Source organism: Neorhizobium alkalisoli (genome assembly GCF_007829835.1).
Lineage (GTDB): Bacteria > Pseudomonadota > Alphaproteobacteria > Rhizobiales > Rhizobiaceae > Neorhizobium.
The window spans coordinates 1-19006 of sequence record NZ_VIWP01000014.1 but is presented as its reverse complement, the minus strand read 5'-3'; the positions used below and the strand labels follow the sequence as shown (position 1 = coordinate 19006).

The 19006-nt window shown below is 60.0% G+C and carries 15 protein-coding genes; 6 read left to right on the top strand and 9 right to left on the bottom strand.

What is annotated here, in order from left to right; translation table 11 throughout:
- Positions 1 to 11 precede the first annotated feature (11 nt).
- The 9 genes from FHW37_RS29580 to FHW37_RS29540 all read right to left on the bottom strand — a co-directional run bounded on the left by FHW37_RS29580 (position 12) and on the right by FHW37_RS29540 (position 13497).
- The gene (locus tag FHW37_RS29580; protein WP_145643056.1) at positions 12 to 2012 is read right to left on the bottom strand and encodes a hydantoinase B/oxoprolinase family protein; all 2001 of its coding nucleotides are present in this window, start codon (positions 2010 to 2012) and stop codon (positions 12 to 14) included.
- Positions 1990 to 4056 carry a hydantoinase/oxoprolinase family protein gene (locus FHW37_RS29575; RefSeq protein ID WP_145643054.1) on the bottom strand — a complete coding sequence of 689 codons (2067 nt, stop codon included), beginning with the start codon at positions 4054 to 4056 and terminating at the stop codon, positions 1990 to 1992. Before FHW37_RS29575 ends, FHW37_RS29580 begins: the two co-directional genes overlap by 23 nt.
- Before the next feature lie 83 nt (positions 4057 to 4139).
- Positions 4140 to 5063: a LysR family transcriptional regulator gene (locus FHW37_RS29570; protein WP_186458470.1), complete on the bottom strand. Its 924-nt coding sequence runs from the start codon at positions 5061 to 5063 to the stop codon at positions 4140 to 4142.
- Positions 5064 to 5253: 190 nt separating this feature from the next.
- Complete coding sequence (locus FHW37_RS29565) at positions 5254 to 6309, bottom strand: NAD(P)-dependent alcohol dehydrogenase (RefSeq protein WP_145643050.1); 1056 nt, start codon at positions 6307 to 6309, stop codon at positions 5254 to 5256.
- 44 nt (positions 6310 to 6353) lie between these two features.
- Positions 6354 to 6773 carry a GlcG/HbpS family heme-binding protein gene (locus FHW37_RS29560; RefSeq protein ID WP_145643048.1) on the bottom strand — a complete coding sequence of 140 codons (420 nt, stop codon included), beginning with the start codon at positions 6771 to 6773 and terminating at the stop codon, positions 6354 to 6356.
- Between the two features lie 209 nt (positions 6774 to 6982).
- Positions 6983 to 8191, bottom strand: coding sequence for an NADH:flavin oxidoreductase/NADH oxidase (locus tag FHW37_RS29555; protein WP_246690991.1), 1209 nt, complete (start codon positions 8189 to 8191; stop codon positions 6983 to 6985).
- Positions 8192 to 8213: 22 nt separating this feature from the next.
- Entirely contained in the window at positions 8214 to 10229 is a 2016-nt protein-coding gene (locus FHW37_RS29550; RefSeq protein WP_145643046.1) for a hydantoinase B/oxoprolinase family protein, read from the bottom strand.
- The gene (locus FHW37_RS29545) at positions 10226 to 12280 is read right to left on the bottom strand and encodes a hydantoinase/oxoprolinase family protein (protein WP_145643044.1); all 2055 of its coding nucleotides are present in this window, start codon (positions 12278 to 12280) and stop codon (positions 10226 to 10228) included. The genes FHW37_RS29550 and FHW37_RS29545 overlap by 4 nt, the downstream gene beginning before the upstream one ends.
- A 182-nt stretch (positions 12281 to 12462) precedes the next feature.
- Positions 12463 to 13497 carry an extracellular solute-binding protein gene (locus FHW37_RS29540; RefSeq protein WP_145643043.1) on the bottom strand — a complete coding sequence of 345 codons (1035 nt, stop codon included), beginning with the start codon at positions 13495 to 13497 and terminating at the stop codon, positions 12463 to 12465.
- 361 nt (positions 13498 to 13858) lie between these two features.
- Here FHW37_RS29540 and FHW37_RS29535 point away from each other — a divergent pair, with 361 nt between their 5' ends.
- From FHW37_RS29535 to FHW37_RS29510, 6 genes are all read left to right on the top strand, one after another.
- Entirely contained in the window at positions 13859 to 14494 is a 636-nt protein-coding gene (locus FHW37_RS29535; protein ID WP_145643252.1) for a cupin domain-containing protein, read from the top strand.
- Positions 14495 to 14511: 17 nt separating this feature from the next.
- Positions 14512 to 15597 carry an ABC transporter ATP-binding protein gene (locus tag FHW37_RS29530; protein WP_145643040.1) on the top strand — a complete coding sequence of 362 codons (1086 nt, stop codon included), beginning with the start codon at positions 14512 to 14514 and terminating at the stop codon, positions 15595 to 15597.
- Positions 15594 to 16478 carry an ABC transporter permease gene (locus FHW37_RS29525; RefSeq protein ID WP_246690990.1) on the top strand — a complete coding sequence of 295 codons (885 nt, stop codon included), beginning with the start codon at positions 15594 to 15596 and terminating at the stop codon, positions 16476 to 16478. The genes FHW37_RS29530 and FHW37_RS29525 overlap by 4 nt, the downstream gene beginning before the upstream one ends.
- Entirely contained in the window at positions 16475 to 17314 is an 840-nt protein-coding gene (locus FHW37_RS29520) for an ABC transporter permease (protein ID WP_145643036.1), read from the top strand. Before FHW37_RS29525 ends, FHW37_RS29520 begins: the two co-directional genes overlap by 4 nt.
- A gap of 176 nt (positions 17315 to 17490) precedes the next feature.
- The gene (locus FHW37_RS29515) at positions 17491 to 18516 is read left to right on the top strand and encodes a GlxA family transcriptional regulator (RefSeq protein ID WP_145643034.1); all 1026 of its coding nucleotides are present in this window, start codon (positions 17491 to 17493) and stop codon (positions 18514 to 18516) included.
- A 171-nt stretch (positions 18517 to 18687) separates the two neighbouring features.
- Positions 18688 to 19006: SDR family NAD(P)-dependent oxidoreductase (locus FHW37_RS29510; protein ID WP_145643032.1), on the top strand; the 319-nt coding region annotated here is incomplete at its 3' end.

Below are 19006 nucleotides of genomic sequence, written 5' to 3'. Positions count from 1 at the left end.
TGCCTTTGGGATCAATTCGCCGGCGGAACCGATGCAGGCAGTTCCGGGTGACGTGCGGCGATGGCGCTATAGGCATCAAAGACCGCCCGAGCGCCACCAGACCCGACCTCATCGGTTACCGCCTCGAAGATCCGGTGCTTGACGTAGAAGCGCCATGTGATCGGCAGTGTCAGAAGTATGGTGGTCAAGGCATCGTAGCGCTCACCGGTCCAGACGGCCTCATATTTCTCGCGATCTTTGCCGAATTCGAAGCGTTTCGATTCGATACCGAAGCGAGCGCGCGCGAGTTCGGTTGCCGCGACATCGAGGTTGCCCTCGGCCGATACGATCACCCCGTAGTCATGGGCTGCGCCATTGCGGCTGATGAAGCCGGCATGCAGGTCCGACAGAACCGATTGCACGGGGCGTTCGGCCGGATTTCCGTAGCCGCCGCCGCCAGGTCCCGTAATACGGATGACGTCGCCGGGATTGCAGCGGACCACGTCGATATTGCCCAGGTCCTGGCGTCGCGCGTCATCAGGGTTGCGGAAGAAGGACGAAGTCATGCCCGCCTTGCCGCCAAGGACACCCCAGGATGCAAAGCGCGTGCGATTGCGGTTGCGCGCGGTGACGACGGAATTGGGTGAAAACACCTGGAATTCCATGAGCATCGCAGTGCCGCCACGATATTTGCCGGCGCCACCAGAATCCGGCACCAGGCCATACCGCTCGATATGGATCGGCACCTCGACTTCGTTGATCTCGACCGGTGTATTGCGCAGGAAGGAGCGGTTGCCGCCCGAACCTTCGACGCCGTCACGCTGCGGGCTACCGCCGCCGCCGCCGCTAACCGGGCCGATTGACGCCATGATCTGCCGACCACTGCGGTCGATCGTCTTGACGTTGAGCAGCGATGCCGCGCCGCCAGGAGAGGCTGCCAGACGATCCGGCAATGCCTGCTGGAAGGCGCCAAGCAGCGCCAGCTGGGAAACGGCGACGACAAGGCTGCGCATGCCGACTGCGGCCGGTGCAACCGCATTCATCACCGTCCCTTCCGGCAGGATAGCATGCACCATCCGCGTCGTGCCGGCATTGAGCACCAGATGCGGATCGAGCGTCGAAAGCACGAGCACGACCGCAATCGTCACGAGGGCATGCCGCGGATTGCCGCCCGTCGGCATGTTGAGTGAAGAACCGAGCTGAGGGTCCGATCCCGTGAAGTCAAGCGTGAGCTCGGTTCCCTTGACCGTCAGCGTGACAGCCACGCGGCATGGAACGCCGCCGTCACTGTCTTCATCCGCATAGTCGGCGAAGAAATATTCGCCGTCCGGAATGGTAGAGACGATCTTGCGCGCCTGCGCCTCGGCATAATCGAGCAATTCGCTCTGGCAGGCCATGATCACGTCGATGCCGAACCGCTTGATCATCTCGCGAACCTTGGCCTCACCGGTATTGAGGCAGGCGATCTGTGCGTTGAGATCACCCCAGTTCTGTTCCGGCATGCGGACATTGGTGTCGATGATGCGGAGGAGATTCTGGTCGAATTCGCCATTCTGCCAGACCTTCATCGGCGGAATGCGAATGCCTTCCTGATGGACCTCAACGAGCGAACGGGAAAGCGAGGCGGGTACGGCGCCACCGACATCGGTGTTGTGGACGTGGCAGGCCACGAAACAGACGAGTTCTCCATTGTGGAAGACCGGCTTCCAAGCATGGACATCCGGCGCATGAGTGGCGACGTGACCGGAATAAGGATCCGATGTCAGGTAGATCGCACCTTCCTCGTAATGGTCGATCATACGCAGAGCCGGACCATAATCGAGATTGGTGAACCAGGTGGCGCCAAGCCCTTTTGGTGACGCGAAAGTCTCGCCCTGAACGGTCACGAGCTGCGTCGTAAAATCTTCGGTCTCCTTGACGAAGCTCGAATGGGCGGTGCGCATGAGTGTGTGCGCCATCGCTTCCGTCGTGGCCGAGCAGTAGTCGGCCAGGACCTGAAGCATTGCCCGGTTAATTGTTGTCTTCTGCAGCATCGGAGCTTTCCTTCTTGATGCGAAGATGGCCGAAAGCATCGACCCTGACTGTGTGGTGCTCGGGAACGAAGGTCGTCGTGTCATCCTGGGCGATGACCGCCGGGCCGTCGAAGGACTGGCCGGCGAGCAGGTCTTTTCGGGCGTAGAGCTGGACAGGGATCCATCGTCCCGAAATCCAGCAGCGGATTTCCTTCAACGGTATCGGTGTGCCCGACCCGGTGTCGATATGCGGCAATTCCGGCTTCGGCGTACGTCCCGCCATGACGAGGCGCAGGTTGACCATCTGCACCGGTGCCTCGCGCTGGGCATGGCCATAGACCTTCTCATGGGCGTCGTGGAACGCCTTTTCCAAGGCGGCTACATCACCGGCCCAGACTGCCGCTCCAGGCAACACCGTTTCGATATCGTGGGATTGTCCGCGATATCGCATGTCCGCCGAATAGGTCACCTGGCCTTCGCCGTCATAACCCTGGTCATCGCGCAGCCAGTTTTCGCCGGCGGCCTTCAGCTCGGTGAAGACCTGCTGGATTTTCGGGATTTCCGATTTGGCGAGATCGACAAAGACGGTCCGGATGAAATCGTTCTTCAGGTCCGCGACCAGTCCGCCAAGAGCGGCGAGAACGCCGGGCGTGGTTGGAACCACCGTTTCGGGCATGGACATTTCCTCGGCGACAAGGCAACCCATCATCGGACCGGCGCCACCGAAAGGCATCATTGCCGTTGTGCGGGGATCGACGCCGAAGCGGGTGACGAGGCCGGTGATCTTGGCGTACATGCCCGAAACGGCCACCTTGATGATGGCTTCGGCGGTTTCCTCGATCGTCTGCCCCGTCCGCCCTGTCAGGGTGGCGACGGCACGCCGCGCGGCCTCGACATCGACCTTCACAGCATTATAACCGAGATCAGCCTGGCCGATGATGCCGCAGACGGCGAAGGCATCGGTGATCGTCGGCTTTTGGCCGCCGCGGCCGTAACAGGCAGGTCCCGGGGTCGAGCCGGCGCTTTCCGGGCCAATTTTCAAAACACCATATTCGTCCACCCAGGCGACCGATCCGCCCCCTTCACCGATCGAGGTGACGGAGATCGACGGAACGTGGATCTGGTGTTCGCCGATATACTCGCCCATGCCGTATTGCGGCTCGCCATCGACGATCAGGGCTACGTCTGCCGATGTGCCGCCGACATCAAGGCTCATGCATTCACGCAATTCGCAGGCCTTGGCGACAAAGCCAGCACCAATCACACCGGAGGCCGTTCCCGACAGGATCATCTGGACGCAATCGGTCTTGCCCTGTTCGGCGCTCATGACGCCACCATTCGATTTCGTGAGCCTGGCCTCCGCCGGAACGCCTAAACCCTTCAGGGCGTTCTGGAGCGAACCGAGATAGTGTGCGATGCGGGGCTGCACATATCCACCGATGACGGCCGTCGTGGTGCGTTCGTATTCGCGGATGATCGGCCAGACTTCGGCGCTCGTGAAGACCGGAATGCCGGGGGCAAGACCTGCGACGAGGCGCTTGGCTTCCAGTTCGTGTTCCGCGTTGCGATAGGCATGCAGCAGGGCGATGACGATACCTTCAGCTCCCGCAGCCAGTGCCGCACGTGTCGCGATCGCCACGCTTTCAGGATCGAGCCCTCGCATCACGGAGCCGTCGGCACGAAGCCGTTCCGAGAGACCCCAAACCATATCCCGCGTTACCAGCGGGTCTGGGCGTCGCGACAAAAGATCGAACATGGCCGGCAGTTTAAGGCGTCCGAGCTCGAGAACGTCGCTGAAGTTTTCAGTGGTAAACAGCGCGAGCTTGACGCCCTTGCGCTGAATGACGGTGTTGACGCCGACGGTTGTGCCATGGGTGAAGTAGGTGACCTGATCAGGGCTGATGCCGTAACGCTCACCGGCAAGCCTGATGCCGGCAGCGATTTCCGCGCCCGGCTCGTCAGGTCTCGAAAAGACCTTCAATGCCCTCAAGGTTCTCGTGTCTTCGTCGAGGATGGCGAAATCCGTGAAGGATCCGCCAATGTCGACGCCTATTCGCTGGCCCATTTCCTGTCTCCGCATGACCTGTGTCAGCATTTGATAGGACAGGCGGAGCGGAACGGCTTCTCATAACAGGTATTCGCGGGTGTTTAGATATCCGTGGGTACCATCAGGCTCTGATCGTCCGAGAAACGCTGGTACACGGCCCTGATTTCATTGCGAAAGCTGCGGATCATCGGGCTCAGGCCACGGCTGCGGGCACCGGCGAGGGGGGTTACCAGGCATATCGTTCGCTCAATGCCGGGATTGGTCACGACACTGCTCTGCATGGTCGAATAATCGACGGCAAAATGCGGAATGAGGCCATAACCGAAACCCGCCGAAATCAGCTGCGTCATCGCCGTGAGGCTGTCGGACTCGGCCGTGATGTTGATGCGGACGTTCTGATCATGGGCAATATGTTCCACCTCGCGGCGGGTCGAATGGTTTCGGGTCTGGAGAACGATCGGATAGTTCGCCAGTTCCGAAAACGGGATTTCGCGCGGAAGGCGCGGCGCGCTGCGGGCGGCGGCGAGATGCAGGCGGTGGGTCACAACCGGCTCGGGATTAAAGCGTTTGATGGCGGGGCTGTCATTGGTGATGGCAAGATCGAGCCGGCCGTCGTTCAGCCATTCCGCCAGATGGCCGGTTGCTCCCTCGGAAATCTGCATCCGCGTGCCGGGGAAATCTTCGCGCAGCCTTGCCATCATGGGCACGGACAGAAGTTTTGCCGTCGACGGAAGAAACCCGACCCTGACCTCGCGCGCCACCATGCCCTTGTTGGTTTCAAGGGTTGAGCGGAGATCGATCAAGGCGGAGCTGACCGACTGCGCGGCCTCAAGCACGAGCTTTCCATCTTCCGTCAGACTGACCCCGCGGCCGTCGCGATGAAAGACCGAGACCCCGAGCTCCGTTTCCATTTCCCGAATGGCGCGGCTGAGAGCCGACTGGGTGACACCAAGAACGACGGCCGCATTCGAGAGGCTTCCGTGTTCAGCGATCTTTATGAGATATTGGCAGGATGCGAGATTCATGGAGGACGAACCCTTCGACTGGGAATTGCTTTGCCGGCTCTTCATACGAATAGCGCAAAAGATCGCGCGGCTGGAAGAGATAGGTGTCCGCGCACCGAAGCATTCATGATTCCACAAACGTGAACGAGATGCCCTTCGCAGGAAGGACATCTCGTTGCAATTCGGCGGCAGGAGACCTGCGGATGGGATGTCAGAATTTCATCACGGCACGGCCGACGATATCGCCGGTTCGCAACAGATCCAGCTGTTCGTTGACCTCCTCGAATGCGAAAGTCTTGATCGTATGGCGGACTTTGCCATGGGCCGCGAGCGCCATCACCTCCATCAGATCGGTGTTGTTGCCCCAGAATGATCCGTGGAACGTCTGCTCGCGGGAAACTCGGGGAAACAGCGGAATGTCGATCTGATCACCTACCAGCCCGACATCGGTATAGTGCCCGCTGATCGACAGGAGGGAAAATGCCAGCTGCATCATCTCGGGAGCGCCGGCGCAGTCGATGATTGCGTCGAGATCACCACGTCCCGTCAGTTTCGACAGTTCCTTGGCGATATCCTCGGAGGACTTGCCCTTGATCGGGACGATGTAATCGGCGCCATATTCCTTGGCGACTTCAAGCTTTTCGGCACTTCTGGCGAAAGCAATGACCGTGGCGCCGGCGCCGAGCAATTTTGCGTATTGTACGGCGTAACCGCCAAGCCCGCCGATGCCGAAGACGCCGATGATGCGGTCAGGGCCGAGAGCGCCCGCGTCGCGAAGCTTCTTCACACCGCGATAGGTGGTCAGGCCGGCATCGGTAAGGGGAGCGAGTTCCTCGAACTTCAGGCTCTTGTCCACCTTGATCAGATAACGTGCCGGTACCGGAATGAATTCGGCGAAACCACCGACGGGACCAAATCCCGGCCAGCGGACATTGGCGCAAATCTGCGTATTCCCCATCTGGCAATGGCGGCAGGTGCCGTCGCCCCATCCCGGCGCGACGACCACATGGTCGCCTTCCTTGAAACCGGATGAGGAGGGGACCAGATCGCCGATCGTATGGATTATACCTGCGATTTCGTGGCCCACCGTGATCGGCCGCGGGATATCCGCATATTTCTGGAAATATTTGTCGACCAGCTGGACATCCGAACGGCACATCCCGCATGCCTTGACGTTGACGAGGATCTCGTCGGGCTGGAGATCCGGAACCGGAATATCCTCAAGGACAAGCGGTTTGAAATACTCATGCAGGCGTGCGGCTTTCATGGGATGTTCCTTTCCGTGCTCTGGGGTAAAACATAAGAGGGCGATTAGCCGTCCATTGCTGATATCGCCGCCTGAGCGACGCTGATGTCCTGCTCGATCGTTCCGGCGCTCGCCCCGACGGCACCGATGACGCGACCGTCGCGAATGACCGGAAGGCCTCCGCCGAAGATGACGACATTGCCTTCATTGCTTTGTTCGATGCCGAACAGCGGTTGGGCGGGCTGGGCGAGGGAGCCGAGATAGTAGGTCGTCTTGTCAAACAGTCTCGCCGTTACGGCCTTCTTGATCGCCAGATCGATACTGCCGATCAACCCGTCGTCCTGGCGCAGGAATGCGATCAGATGCGCTCCTGCATCAACGATGGCGATGTTGTAGGGCACAGACAGGCTGGTCGCCTTTGCCTCTGCACCGGCCAGCATCTTCTTGGCGTCGTCCAGGGTCAGTGTTGTCATCGATTTCGGCATGCCCGGCCTCGCTCTCTGCCCTCTCTGAAACACTGGCCAAAAGGTGATTGCTTTCCAGTACCCATCTTCAGGCGCAGGAAAACTGTAGCCGCTTGCGCGCCTGACGTTTGTTAAGACAGGTTAAAGGTCGCGAAATCCGGAATTCTGAGGTGAAGTCGCTGAAGAGCTTGGCGACGGGACATGGTGCCCGCAGGCACCATGTCTTTTGATCAGCCCTCGATGCCGATCTTTTCACGCAGGCTCAGCCACCAGCCATAGCTTGGCGGCCAGAGCGACCATTGCGGGTCCACGCCGAGTTGTTGTGCGGCATGCAGGCCCCAGTGGGGATCGGTCAGAAACTCCCGGCCGACGGCTATCAGGTCCGCCTGTCCTCCACGCAGGATAGCCTCTGCCTGCGGCCCGTCGAGGATCACACCGACAGCCATGGTCGGTATCGGTGCCTCACGACGAATCTGCTCCGAATAGGGCACCTGATGTCCGCGAGTGAGTTTGCGGCGCTGCCTGGCATAATCCATCAGCGAATTTTCGGCCCGAATGCCGCCGGAAGAGCAATCGATCAGATCGACCCCGCGTCTGCTCAGTTCCCGCGCCAGAAGCACGCTGTCTTCGATCGTCCAGCCATCTTCCCGCGTGTCGAGATCCTTGCGCCAGTCGACACAGGAAATGCGGAAGAAGATGGGTTTTCCGCTTGGCCAGTTGGCGCGAAGTACCTCGGCGATTTCAAGGACGATGCGCATCCGCCCGGCGAGATCGCCGCCATATTCGTCCGTGCGGGTGTTGGCGACTGGCGAGAGGAAGGAATGCAGCAGATAGCCGTGCGCGGCATGAACGTCGAGCACGTCGAAGCCTGCCCTGTTGCAGCGGCGTGCTGCTGCGCCATAGGCCTCAACCAGTTTCGCGATCTCGTCCGGCGTCAGTGCCCGGGGCTGATGCCAACCTGTCACGGAGCGCCCGTCACAGGAGCTGACCGGCTGCCAGGGCGCTTCGCCCATAGCCGCTTCCTTGTCACCGAGCGGCCCCAACCCTTCCCATGGTCTCTGGCGGGCCGATTTGGGGCCGGCATGGTGCAGCTGGCAGGCTGCGAGCGTGCCGTTGGCATGAAGGAAATCTACCAGCCTCTTCAGCGGCTCGATCTGGTCGTCGTTCCAGATACCGCAGTCACCATAGGTATTACGGCCGACCGGATCGACGATCAGGCCCTCGGTCATGACAGTGCCGGCGCCACCGATTGCAAAACGGGCGAGATGCTGGAAGTGCCAGTCGGTGAATTTGCCGTCCGGCGTCGTCTTGTACATCTGCATGGGTGCAAGCACGATGCGGTTGGGAAAGATGACGTCGCGCAGCTTGAAAGGGCTGAACAGCATCGAGAAATCGGCAGGCGAATGGGCCGCCGCTTTTGCGTCGGGAAAATCGTTCACGGGAATATCTCCTTGATCCCTGTTATTCAGCCGCGATGGAGGATCGGCCGGGTTCCAGATCGGGTAGATCCGGGAATTCCGCGGTGATTCTGCGATAAGCTGCATGGATGTCTGCTGCGCCGTCACCGGTGACCGGCTCCGTCTTGCCGATGGCTGCAAAAATGCGGTGTTTGACGAAATATCGCCAAGTGACGGGAAGCGCCGCCAGAATGGCGGTCAGCGCCTGATAGCGCTCACGCGTCCAGACCTTTTCGTAGCCTACCCGGTAAGGTCCATGACCGAATTCGGCCGGCTGCGCTTCAGCCGCCATGGCTGCCCGGAGCGCTGTCGTCGCGGGCTCGTCGAGCCTGCCATCGGGTCCAAGCGCGATACCATAACGCTCCCGCGCATGGGCGGCGGAAACGAAGCCGCGACGGATGTCGAACAACACATCGTCAACCGCACGTTCATGTGGCGGGCCGTAACCTCCGGCGCCGGGGCCCTGGATCAGGATCACGTCGCCGGGATCGCAATGCACGATATCCATTGAGCCAAGCTCGATCGCTTTGTCGGTGCCCGGGTTCCTGATGAAGCGGGAAACGGCGCCTGCCTGTCCTCCTTTCAGACCCCAGGCAGAGAAGTTGGAACGGTCGCGATTTCGGGCCGTCACCATCGATTGGGGTGCGAAAAGCTGGAACTGCATTTCAAGCGCCAGCCCGCCGCGATATCGGCCGGGGCCGCCCGAGTCCTTCACCAGGCCATAACGGTGGATGGAGATCGGTACCTCCGCCTCGTTGATTTCGACCGGCGTGTTCTTGAGGAACGACATGTTCGCGCCGCAGCCCTCGACGCCGTCTGCTTTGGGGCCGCCGCCCGCGCCACCGCCAACAGGGCCGATCGACGCCATGACCGGCCGGCCGCTACGGGTCGAAGTCTTGACGTTCATGATCGAAAGGCCGCTGCCCGGGGAGGCCGGCATCCGATCCGGCACGACCCGGCAGAAAGCGCCGATGACGGAAGTCTGGGCGAGATTGCACATCAGGCTGCGCATGCCGACGGCGGCCGGGCTGGTGGCATTGACCACCGTTCCTTCCGGCAGGATTGCCCTCACGGGGCGCACCAGACCGGAATTGAGTAGGATAGTCGGATCGAGGCAATAGAGCGCGTACATGACACCCACCATGGCAAGCGCATGTCGCTCATTGCCGCCAGTCGGCATGTTGAGCGACGAGACCAGCTGCGGGTCCGAGCCGGTGAAATCCACGGTGAGGCTGTCCCCATGGATCTTCAGGGTCACGGCCATCCGCACGGGATAACCGCCCGTCTGGTCCTCGTCGGCATAGTCGGCGAAAAAATATTCGCCATCCGGTAGCTCGGAAATGACGCGGCGCGCCTGCGCTTCCGAATAATCGAGAAGCTGCCCGAGACCGGCGCGAAAACCTTCCTTACCGAAGCGGCGGATGATGTCGTGGACTTTTGCTTCACCGACCGCGACACAGGCGATCTGGGCATTGAGATCGCCCCAGTTCTGTTCCGGCAGCCGGACATTGGTGCTGATGATATCGATCAGGTCCTGATTGATCTTGCCGTCGCGCATCAGTCGCATCGGAGGAATACGGATACCTTCCTGATGCACTTCCGTCAGAGTACGCGACAGCGACGCCGGCACGGCGCCTCCGACATCGGTGTTGTGGATGTGGTTACCGACGAAACACATGAGCTCGCCCTTCCAGAAGACGGGTTTCCACATGTGCAGATCCGGTGCATGCGTCGCCACGAAACCGGAATAGGGGTCGGAGCAGACGCAGATGTCGCCTTCCTGATAATCGAAGCGCCCCAGAACGCCGCTATAGTCCAAACCCGTATACCAGGTCGCGCCAAAGGTGCGTGGCGAAGCGACCGTCAGACCTTCCGGGCTGAGCACCTGGCAGGAGAAATCCTCCGTCTCCTTGACGAAGGTCGAGTGGGCGGTGCGCATCAGCGTCCAGCCCATGCTTTCTGCTGCGGCTGCGCAATAGTTGGCAAGCACGCGCAGAGAAGTTGCGTTGTCGATCGTCATGCTTCTGCCTCCTCGAAGATACGAATATTGGCGAATTCATCGATCACGGCCGAAAAGCCGGGAAGGAGCACGGTTGTCGTGTCCGACTGCGTGACGATGGCCGGCCCCTTGAGGGAGTGCCCGGATTTGAGATTGGCGCGTTGGTAGATGTCGGCGGTGATCCAGGCGCCGCCTAGATAGACTTCGACCTGACGTTCCGGCTCTGCGACGGCAGATACGAAAGGAAAGCGCGGCATTTCCGGCTTTTCGACCGTGCCAACCACGATCAGCCGAAGGCTGATGATCTGTACGGCCGCTGCCGGGTCGGAATGCCCGTAGACGCGAGCGTGTTCGGCATGAAATGTGTCAGCAAGCTGCCGTGCGACATCTGTCTCGCCAGTCAGGACCGAGGGATCGAATACCGTATCTATCTCGAAACTCTGACCTCGGTAGCGCATCTCCGCGGAATAGGTGAAGAGCGGCTCGCCTTGGTAGCCCTGGTCGACGAAAAGCCATTGTTCGGCGGCGGTGCGCAGTTCCGCAAACGCTTCACGAACCAGCGGTACAGCTTCCGCCGAAAGGTCGCTGTAGATCGTCTTGATGAAATCGTTCTTCAGGTCGGCAATCAGTCCACCGAGCGCGGAGAGAACGCCGGGCGTGGGCGGAACGACGACTTCCCTGGAGTGGATTTCGCGTGCCAGGTGGCAGGCATTCATCGGGCCGGCGCCGCCAAAGGCGAGCAGCGAGAACTCCCGCGGGTCGATACCGAAACGGGAAACCAGCGCCGAGACATCGGTATACATGCCGGACACGGCAATATCGATGATCGCTTCCGCCGTCTGTTCCACGGAACGGTTCAGTTTCCTTGCAAGGGTATCGACGGCATCGATGGCCTTCTGCCGATCGACGGTGACGGAATTGTAGCCGAGGTCGCCGTGGCCGATCAGATTCAGAACCACGAATGCATCGGTAATGGTGGGCTGCGTGCCGCCACGTCCGTAACAGGCAGGGCCAGGGCGAGAGCCGGCGCTTTCGGGACCAACGCGCAAGACATTCTGGTTGTCGACCCAGGCGATCGAGCCGCCGCCCTCTCCGATCGATGCGACCGAAACGGAAGGGATGAAGATCTGGAAATCACCGATCTGCTCGCCGACGCCATATTGCGGCTGGCCATCGATGATGATCGCGACGTCTGCCGACGTGCCACCGATGTCGAGGCTCATGCATTTGTCGATGCCCGCGACTTCGGCAACATAGGCTGCTCCGATCACGCCTGCTGCCGTGCCGGACAGGATCATCTGCACGCATTCGCGTTTGCCCTGTTCGGCAGTCATGATGCCGCCATTCGACTTGGTGAGATGAGGTTCGGCCGCAACGCCGACCGATTTGAGGGCCTCCTGCAGCGAGGAGAGGTAATGCGAAACGCGTGGCTGGACATAACCGCCGATGACGGCGGTTATGGTGCGCTCGTATTCGCGAATGATCGGCCAGGTCGTCGAGGAAAGAAATACGGGAAGGTCGCGAGCATGGGCGGCGATGATTTCTTCCGCGCGGCGCTCGTGGGCCGTATTGCGATAGGCGTGAAGGAAGGAGACGACGATGCCGTCCACGCCTTCTGCCTGAGCCGCGGCGAGTGCTGTGATCAGAGCCTCTTCGTCCAGAGGCTGCCGCTCTGAGCCATCGAAATTCAGACGTCCCGGCACGCCCCAGACGAGATCGCGGGTGATCAGCGGGGCAGGGCGCCTCGACAGGAGATTGTACATGTCCGGGATCTTCAGCCGTGCGATCTCGAGCACGTCGCTAAAACCTTCGGTCGTGAAAAGCGCAAGCTTGAGCCCACGCCGCTGGATGACGGTGTTGATCCCGACCGTCGTGCCATGGGTGAAATAGGCGATCTCGTCAGGCGTGATGCCATAACGCTCGCCGGCCTCCCTGATGCCGTTGAGGATCTCGCTCCCCGGCTGGTCCGGCCGTGAAAACACCTTGAGCGATTTCAGGGACTTTGTCGTTTCGTCGAACAGGGCGAAGTCGGTGAAGGACCCGCCGATATCGACACCAACACGATATGTCATGATAGATTCTCCGGGCATAGAGAGACCGCAGGACGGTTGTCCTCTGGCATTTTCGGGATGTACGACGCCTCGCGTCGGAAAATGCGTTTCCCGACGAACCAGCCATCTGCAATGGTACGAGAAAGTGCAGGCCATTCGGCCCGATCGATCGGGCCGGACGTCTTGGCGCCCGCCCGGAGGGCTTATCGCCCGATCTGCTTGTTCCAGGCCTCGACCAGGGAATCGCGAACCTTGTTGATCTCGCGGTATGGCGGAATGCTGAGATCGGCATATTTGGTGATCATCGGTGCCACGGCCGGATCGAATTTCGCCTTAAGGTTGGCGATGCCGTAGCGGGTCTTGCTGGCAAAGCAGCCCTGGCCTTCCGCACCGAGGGCGATGTCCACGAATTTCCAGCCGAGAACGCTGCTGTTCTTGACCTTCTGGATCCAGGTCAGAGCCGCCGGGCCGCCAGGCTTCGGGGTCACATATTTGAAGTCGGGATGATTGCCTTCGACAATGAAAGCCCAGGACCGGCCATCCCAGTACATGGCGCTATCGATTTCGCCGGAAGCGAGCGCATTCAGCACCTGGTTCGGATCGCTCCAGAACTCGAGATCGCCGCCTTTCATCATGCTCTTGACGCGGTCGAGACCCGGCTGCGCATTCTTTTCGTCACCGCCGCTTGTCTTGGCGATGTTCCAGAGGCTTGAGCTCAGCGCGCTCGGATAGCTGATGCTGGGTATGGAGGCCGTGAAATCACCGTTCTCCGCACCCTTGAGAAAGTCTTCCCATGTATTGATCGGCGTCTTGACGGTCTTGCTGTTATAGATGACGCCCATGGCGCCATAATCGAAGACGACGCCATAGCCTTCCCCAAAGGCTACGAGGTCGGGATTGAGGTCCGGAAGAACCGAAACCTTGTCCTTGGTGAAGGCGTCGGCAAGGCCCTTGTCGATCATTTCATAGGCCTGCTCCGTCGGCGGGAAAATGATGTCGAGCGGAGGCTTGGAAGGGTTTGCCGCGATCTGGTTCAGCCACTGGATCGGTGCTCCAAGCACGACCTCGACTGTCTTTCCGGTCTCTTTTTCAAAGGGCTCGATCACGCATGTGCGGAGCGATTTTTCCCAAAGTCCGCCGAACGCTCCGACGGTCAGGTCGGCACTTGATGCCGATGTTGCAGCTGTCGTCGCGCCCAGCAGAACCGCAAGCGACTTTATCCATGTAGCCTTGCTCATTATCCGTTCCCTCAATTGTTGTTTGGGTGATCCAAGGGCTCGCAACGCTCAAATCCCGGCGAGCAGGCAAAGGCTATGTTTCGCTATAGCATAATTCCACGCATAACTGATTTCACTTGCCCGCACCCCGAGACGCGGCGACGGTATCAGTCAGGAAGACGGTTGATAGCCGGGAAGAAATGCTCCCGACATCCGGGGGCGCTGGAAAATGCGCCGCGGAGTGGGGCTGCTTAACGATCATCAGCTGCGGCATGTTCATCTGCCGTCAGTCCGAAACGAAGCCGGGACGTTAAGGTTTGCCGCTTTGACCGCTCAGCATATTGAAACCAGTAGCATCCCCGAATGCGCGAGGCGAAGGATGATGAACGCGACAGGTGAGCAGCTGGAGCCGGATGCGCCGGAGGCGGGGCGCGGCGGCAGGCCGGACGCTGTTCACGCCAGTCCGCTGGGCGGCATGATCAGGCGGCTGCGGAAGGAAAAGAGCCTTTCGCTGAAGCAGCTCTCACTGCGGTCCGGAATTTCTATCGGAATGTTGAGCCAGGTGGAGCGCGATGTTTCGAACCCGTCCGTGAGGGTTCTCTCGGCCATCTGCCAGGCGCTTGATGCGCCGCTCAGCGTTTTCTTCGAGCCGGTGGCCGCTGGCGCAGAGGAGCTGGATTTCGTCCGTCGGGCCGAGCAGCGTCCGGTGCTGCAGCTGGGATATCTCAACAAGGAGCTTCTTTCCGCAAAGAGCGCCCATAATCTTCAGCTGATGATCCTGCATGTCGATCGCGGCGGCTCATCCGGGGAAGGGCTCCTGTCCTATCCGGCCGAAAAGGGCGGGATGGTGCTGAAAGGAGAAATCGTGCTGCAGGTCGGCGGCCGGGAGGCGCATCTTCGCGCTGGCGACAGCTTTGCCTTCGGTGCCTCGGTGCCGCACGCTTTCCGCCATACCGGCGAAGAGCCGGCCGAGGTCTTCTGGATCATCGCGCCGATATCGATCGACAAACAATTATAATAATTCGGAGAACAGCCATGAATGCATCAGTTCCGCTTTCGCTGGAGAACGTCACCAAACGTTATGGGCAGACCCTTGCGTTAAAGCCGACGTCGCTGCATGTCGCGCCCGGCGAAATGCTTGCCCTTCTCGGCCCATCCGGCTGCGGCAAGACGACAACTCTGCGCATCATCGCCGGTTTCAGCATGCCGAATACCGGCAGCGTCCTGATCGGTGGCGTGGATGTGACCGAGTTGCCGCCGAACAGGCGTGGCCTCGGCATGGTTTTTCAAAATTACAGCCTCTTTCCGCATATGACGGTAGGTCAGAACGTCGCCTATGGCCTGAAGACCCGGGGAATGCCGGCTGCCGAACGCACGAAGAAAGTGCGGGCAATGCTCGATCTCGTCAGGCTTTCGAATTTCGAAGATCGTTCTATCCACCAGATGTCGGGTGGCCAGCAGCAGCGTGTCGCGCTGGCGCGCTCGCTGGTGACGGACCCGAAGGTCCTGCTGCTCGACGAGCCCCTCGGGGCTCTCGACCGGAACCTGCGTGAAAGCATGCAGTTCGAACTCAGGGCGATCCAGCGTCGGCTGGGTATTACCTCGATCATCGTCACCCATGATCAGGAAGAAGCGCTGACGATGTCCGACCGCATTGCCGTCATGGCGGAAGGCGAGATCGTCCAGGTCGGAACCCCGATCGATATCTATGAACGTCCCCAGAGCCAGTTCGTGTCCGAATTCCTCGGCACTGCCAATATCTTTGACGGGACATTGGCTGGTCCTGCGGAAGCTGGGATGTGGAATGTGCGGCTCACTCTGCCGAATGCGCCGGTCGTCAAGGTTGCCGGGCCGCCGAGCCTGCGTGGTTCGAGTGCGATCCGTGTGGCCGTCCGGCCTGAACGGCTGGCGATCTCGCCCGAATCCACCCAGCTGCGCGCCAATGTCCGCGGCATCGTGTTTCGTGGCAGTTATTATGCCTACGAACTCGACCTGCCGGGACTGGAAAAGCCCATCTATGTCTATAGCGGCGAGAAGACGGTCGCTGCGAATGACGGAACGATCGGGCTTGGATGGCCGGACGAATACGCCATCATGCTCAGCGATGGAGGTGTCCGGTGAGCCAGCCAGCCGCACTTCCGATCGCCGAGGCGGGCGAAGCGACGCTTCGCAGCAGAAGCGGGCGCCCGTTTCAGATTTCCTCTGGCCTCTGGGCTCTGCCGGCCCTCATTTTCCTGATGGCCTTCTTCATCATCCCGCTGGCAGCCAATATTGCCCGCAGCCTGCCTGCCGAGGACATGTTCCGTTTCTATGCGGTGCTCTTCACCGATCCCTATTATCTTGGTGTCGTCTGGCAGACGGTAAAAGTCTCGGCAATCACGACCGTCGCATGCCTGCTGATCGGATATCCGGTCTCCTATTTCATGGTGCGTTTTGCGGGCCGATGGAATTCGCTGATCGTTTTCCTGCTGATCGCTCCGCTGTTGACCTCCATCATCATGAGAACCTTTGGCTGGACCGTTCTTTTCGCACGCAAGGGGCTCGTCAACACCATGCTTCTCGGCGCCGATCTGATCGAGAAGCCGGAGAATATGGTCAATACGGAGATGATGGTCTATGTCGGCCTCATCCATGTGCTGGTGCCCTTCATGGTGCTTTCGATTACCTCGGTTCTGCAGGGCGTCAACCCGAGCCTCGAAGAGTCGGCGCAGATCCTCGGTGCCAGCAAGCTCCGCACTTTCCTCACAGTGACCTTCCCGTTGAGCATTGACGGGATTGCAACGGGCTGCATCCTCGTTTTCGTCCTTACCAATGGAAGCTTCCTGACCATGCTTCTATTGGGGGGCGGGAAGGTCACCACGCTTTCGCTGTTGATCTATCAGCAGTTCACCCTGACGCAGAACATCGGTTTTGCCGCCGCCATGGGTAATGTCCTCCTGCTCTTTGCGCTGATTGGCATGACCATCCAGCTCCGCTTCCTTCGTCGAAAGGGTGTGAAATGACTACCATCGTCACCACTCCGCAAGTGATCGAACGTCGGCAAAAAGGCCCCGGCTGGGGGCAAGTTCTGCTTGCGGCCTATGTCCTTCTGTTCTTCGCCTTCCTGCTGCTGCCGATCGCGATCGTGGTTCTGGTTTCCTTCTCGTCATCCAGTTTCATCGTGTTTCCGATGCCCGGATTCAGTACGCAATGGTATTACCGGATCGTCGAATATCGTCCGTTTATGCAGTCGCTGCTGGTGAGCGTCGAAATTGCGCTTCTGTCGGCGCTGGCGGGGACCGTGCTCGGTGTTCCGGCCGCGATCTGGGCCGTTCGCGCCAATACCAATGCCGCGCAGGTTTTTACCAATGTCATGCTTGCACCGATCTCGGTCCCGGCGATCCTGCTTGGTTTCTCGCTGCTCTATATGCTGTCGGCACTGACGCTGGGCGTGTCATTCCTGTCTTTGCTGATCACCCATACGGTCGTCGCCATCCCCTATATTTCCCGCACGGTGCTCGCCGTCTATCGCGGCATTCCGGCCGACTACGAGGAAGCGGCAGCGGTACTCGGGGCTTCGAGGGCACAGATCTTCTTCCAGATCACTATGCCTCTGATTAAGCCCGGGATCTTTGCCGGGGCGCTGTTCTCGGTTCTGATTTCCCTCGACAACCTGCCTCTTTCTTTCTTCTTTGGCGGGGCCAGTAGCAGCAGCCTGCCGGTCGTCATGCTGAGCTACATGCAAAATCAGTTCGACCCGTCGATCGCAGCCATTGCTACCGTTCAGATGCTGATTGCTATCGTTGCGCTCGGCATCGTCAACGCGATCTATGGTGTCGACAAGCTCACCGCTGCCTAGAATTCGGGGCGAAAGGCTGCGGATTATTCCTGGAAAAGAGGATGATCCGCGGCCTTTTCGATTCATGGGATGTCCCCAATGCGGCACAAGCCATGTCGCGTTGACGACGGACAAGCCGGCAGAATAGCGTCAATCTCGAAAAATTGTGCTGAACGATTTGCTGGCTGACGGTGTCAATGTCGAAGATCAATGCGAAAAGAACGGATGCCGCAAAGCCGACGGCGCGATTGCGGATCGGCTTCGTGCTTTCGAGAAATTTCACCCTGTCGGCCTTCGGGCTTTTCGTCGATACGCTGAGGCTTGCAGGCGACGAACTCGACCGTTCCGGGCGTGTACATGCGGACTGGCATGTGCTTGGCAGCACCAGGCATCTGGTTCGCTCCAGCTGCGGTGTCAGTGTTGCTCCCACATCCGATTTTCTGGAGCCGCGGGAATTCGACTATATCGTCGTGGTCGGTGGTCTTCTGTCGACTGACAATCCTGTTGATGACGAGACGGCGCGTTATTTGCGCGAGGCCGCCGGCAAGGATGTGCCGCTGATTGGTCTCTGTACCGGCACCTTCGTGCTGGCGGAGGCGGGATTGATGGCAAAACACCGGGCCTGCGTCAGCTGGCTTCATTACAAGGCATATCGCGACAGGTTTCCGGATAATCCGGTCCGGTCTGACCGTCTCTTCGATTTCGGCCAGGGCCGCGGCTCGTGTGTCGGCGGTGCGAGTTCGGCGGATATGGCAGCCTTTCTGGTGCGGCGGCATATCGACAGTGCAGCAGAGCGCAATGCTCTCGACGTGCTGCAGATCGACCGGGCGCGGCGTGGCACGGATCAGCAGTCCAGGCAACCGCTTGCGGAAAGCACGGAAGGTGTCGCCTCGAATATCGATCCGCGGCTGCGCGCAGCGCTGCTGATCATGGAGCAGGATCTGGAAACGCCTGTTGCGATCGAGTCTCTGGCATCAAGAACCGGTGTCTCGCGAAGACAGCTGGAACGCATGTTCCACAGGGACCTCGGCATCACGCCGGCAGAGGCCTATACGAAGATCAGGATGAAGAAGGCGCAGGCGCTTCTCACCAATTCGCGCGCCTCTCTGATCGAAGTGGCGCTGGAGATCGGTCTCAACAGCGCCCCGCATCTGTCGCGCACGTTCAAGCGGGCTTATGGCGTGACGCCCTCGCAATACAGACGAACTCGCTGGACGGCCTGACAAATCCCTTCGCATCAGCGCCCTAGCGGAACACTGAAAATCGCTGCCGGTGATCGAAAGCGGCGTCGCGTACCATATTCCATTCCAAAGGCCTTTCGAAACGGGTCAGGATGGGGAATGGTAGGCGGTGATGGATGAGGTGTTCCATCGGGACTGAAAAAGGGAGAAGAGATGACAGGTAAGCTGGGAGGCAAAACGGTCGTCGTGACGGCTGCTGGCCAGGGTATCGGGCGTGCAAGCGCACTTGCATTCGCCGCAGCCGGTGCCAAGGTCTGGGCGACCGATATCAATGACGGTGCTTTGGCAACGTTGAGCGGCGCGACCGGCATCGAGACGGCACGCCTCGACGTGCTGGATGGTACAGCGGTCGAGACGTTCTTCGCCCGTATCGGCCAGGTCGACATCCTGTTCAACTGCGCCGGCGTCGTCCATGGCGGTTCGGTTCTGGAGATGACCGAAAAAGATCTCGACTTCGCCTTCGATCTCAATG

What these genes read in the sequence shown, in the direction of transcription:
- FHW37_RS29580 (WP_145643056.1), bottom strand. Translation starts at nt 2,012, where the DNA reads ATGCTGCAGAAGACAACAATTAACCGGGCAATGCTTCAGGTCCTGGCC.
- FHW37_RS29575 (WP_145643054.1), bottom strand. Translation starts at nt 4,056, where the DNA reads ATGGGCCAGCGAATAGGCGTCGACATTGGCGGATCCTTCACGGATTTC.
- FHW37_RS29570 (WP_186458470.1), bottom strand. Translation starts at nt 5,063, where the DNA reads ATGAATCTCGCATCCTGCCAATATCTCATAAAGATCGCTGAACACGGA.
- FHW37_RS29565 (WP_145643050.1), bottom strand. Translation starts at nt 6,309, where the DNA reads ATGAAAGCCGCACGCCTGCATGAGTATTTCAAACCGCTTGTCCTTGAG.
- FHW37_RS29560 (WP_145643048.1), bottom strand. Translation starts at nt 6,773, where the DNA reads ATGCCGAAATCGATGACAACACTGACCCTGGACGACGCCAAGAAGATG.
- FHW37_RS29550 (WP_145643046.1), bottom strand. Translation starts at nt 10,229, where the DNA reads ATGACGATCGACAACGCAACTTCTCTGCGCGTGCTTGCCAACTATTGC.
- FHW37_RS29545 (WP_145643044.1), bottom strand. Translation starts at nt 12,280, where the DNA reads ATGACATATCGTGTTGGTGTCGATATCGGCGGGTCCTTCACCGACTTC.
- FHW37_RS29540 (WP_145643043.1), bottom strand. Translation starts at nt 13,497, where the DNA reads ATGAGCAAGGCTACATGGATAAAGTCGCTTGCGGTTCTGCTGGGCGCG.
- FHW37_RS29535 (WP_145643252.1), top strand. Translation starts at nt 13,859, where the DNA reads ATGAACGCGACAGGTGAGCAGCTGGAGCCGGATGCGCCGGAGGCGGGG.
- FHW37_RS29530 (WP_145643040.1), top strand. Translation starts at nt 14,512, where the DNA reads ATGAATGCATCAGTTCCGCTTTCGCTGGAGAACGTCACCAAACGTTAT.
- FHW37_RS29520 (WP_145643036.1), top strand. Translation starts at nt 16,475, where the DNA reads ATGACTACCATCGTCACCACTCCGCAAGTGATCGAACGTCGGCAAAAA.
- FHW37_RS29515 (WP_145643034.1), top strand. Translation starts at nt 17,491, where the DNA reads ATGTCGAAGATCAATGCGAAAAGAACGGATGCCGCAAAGCCGACGGCG.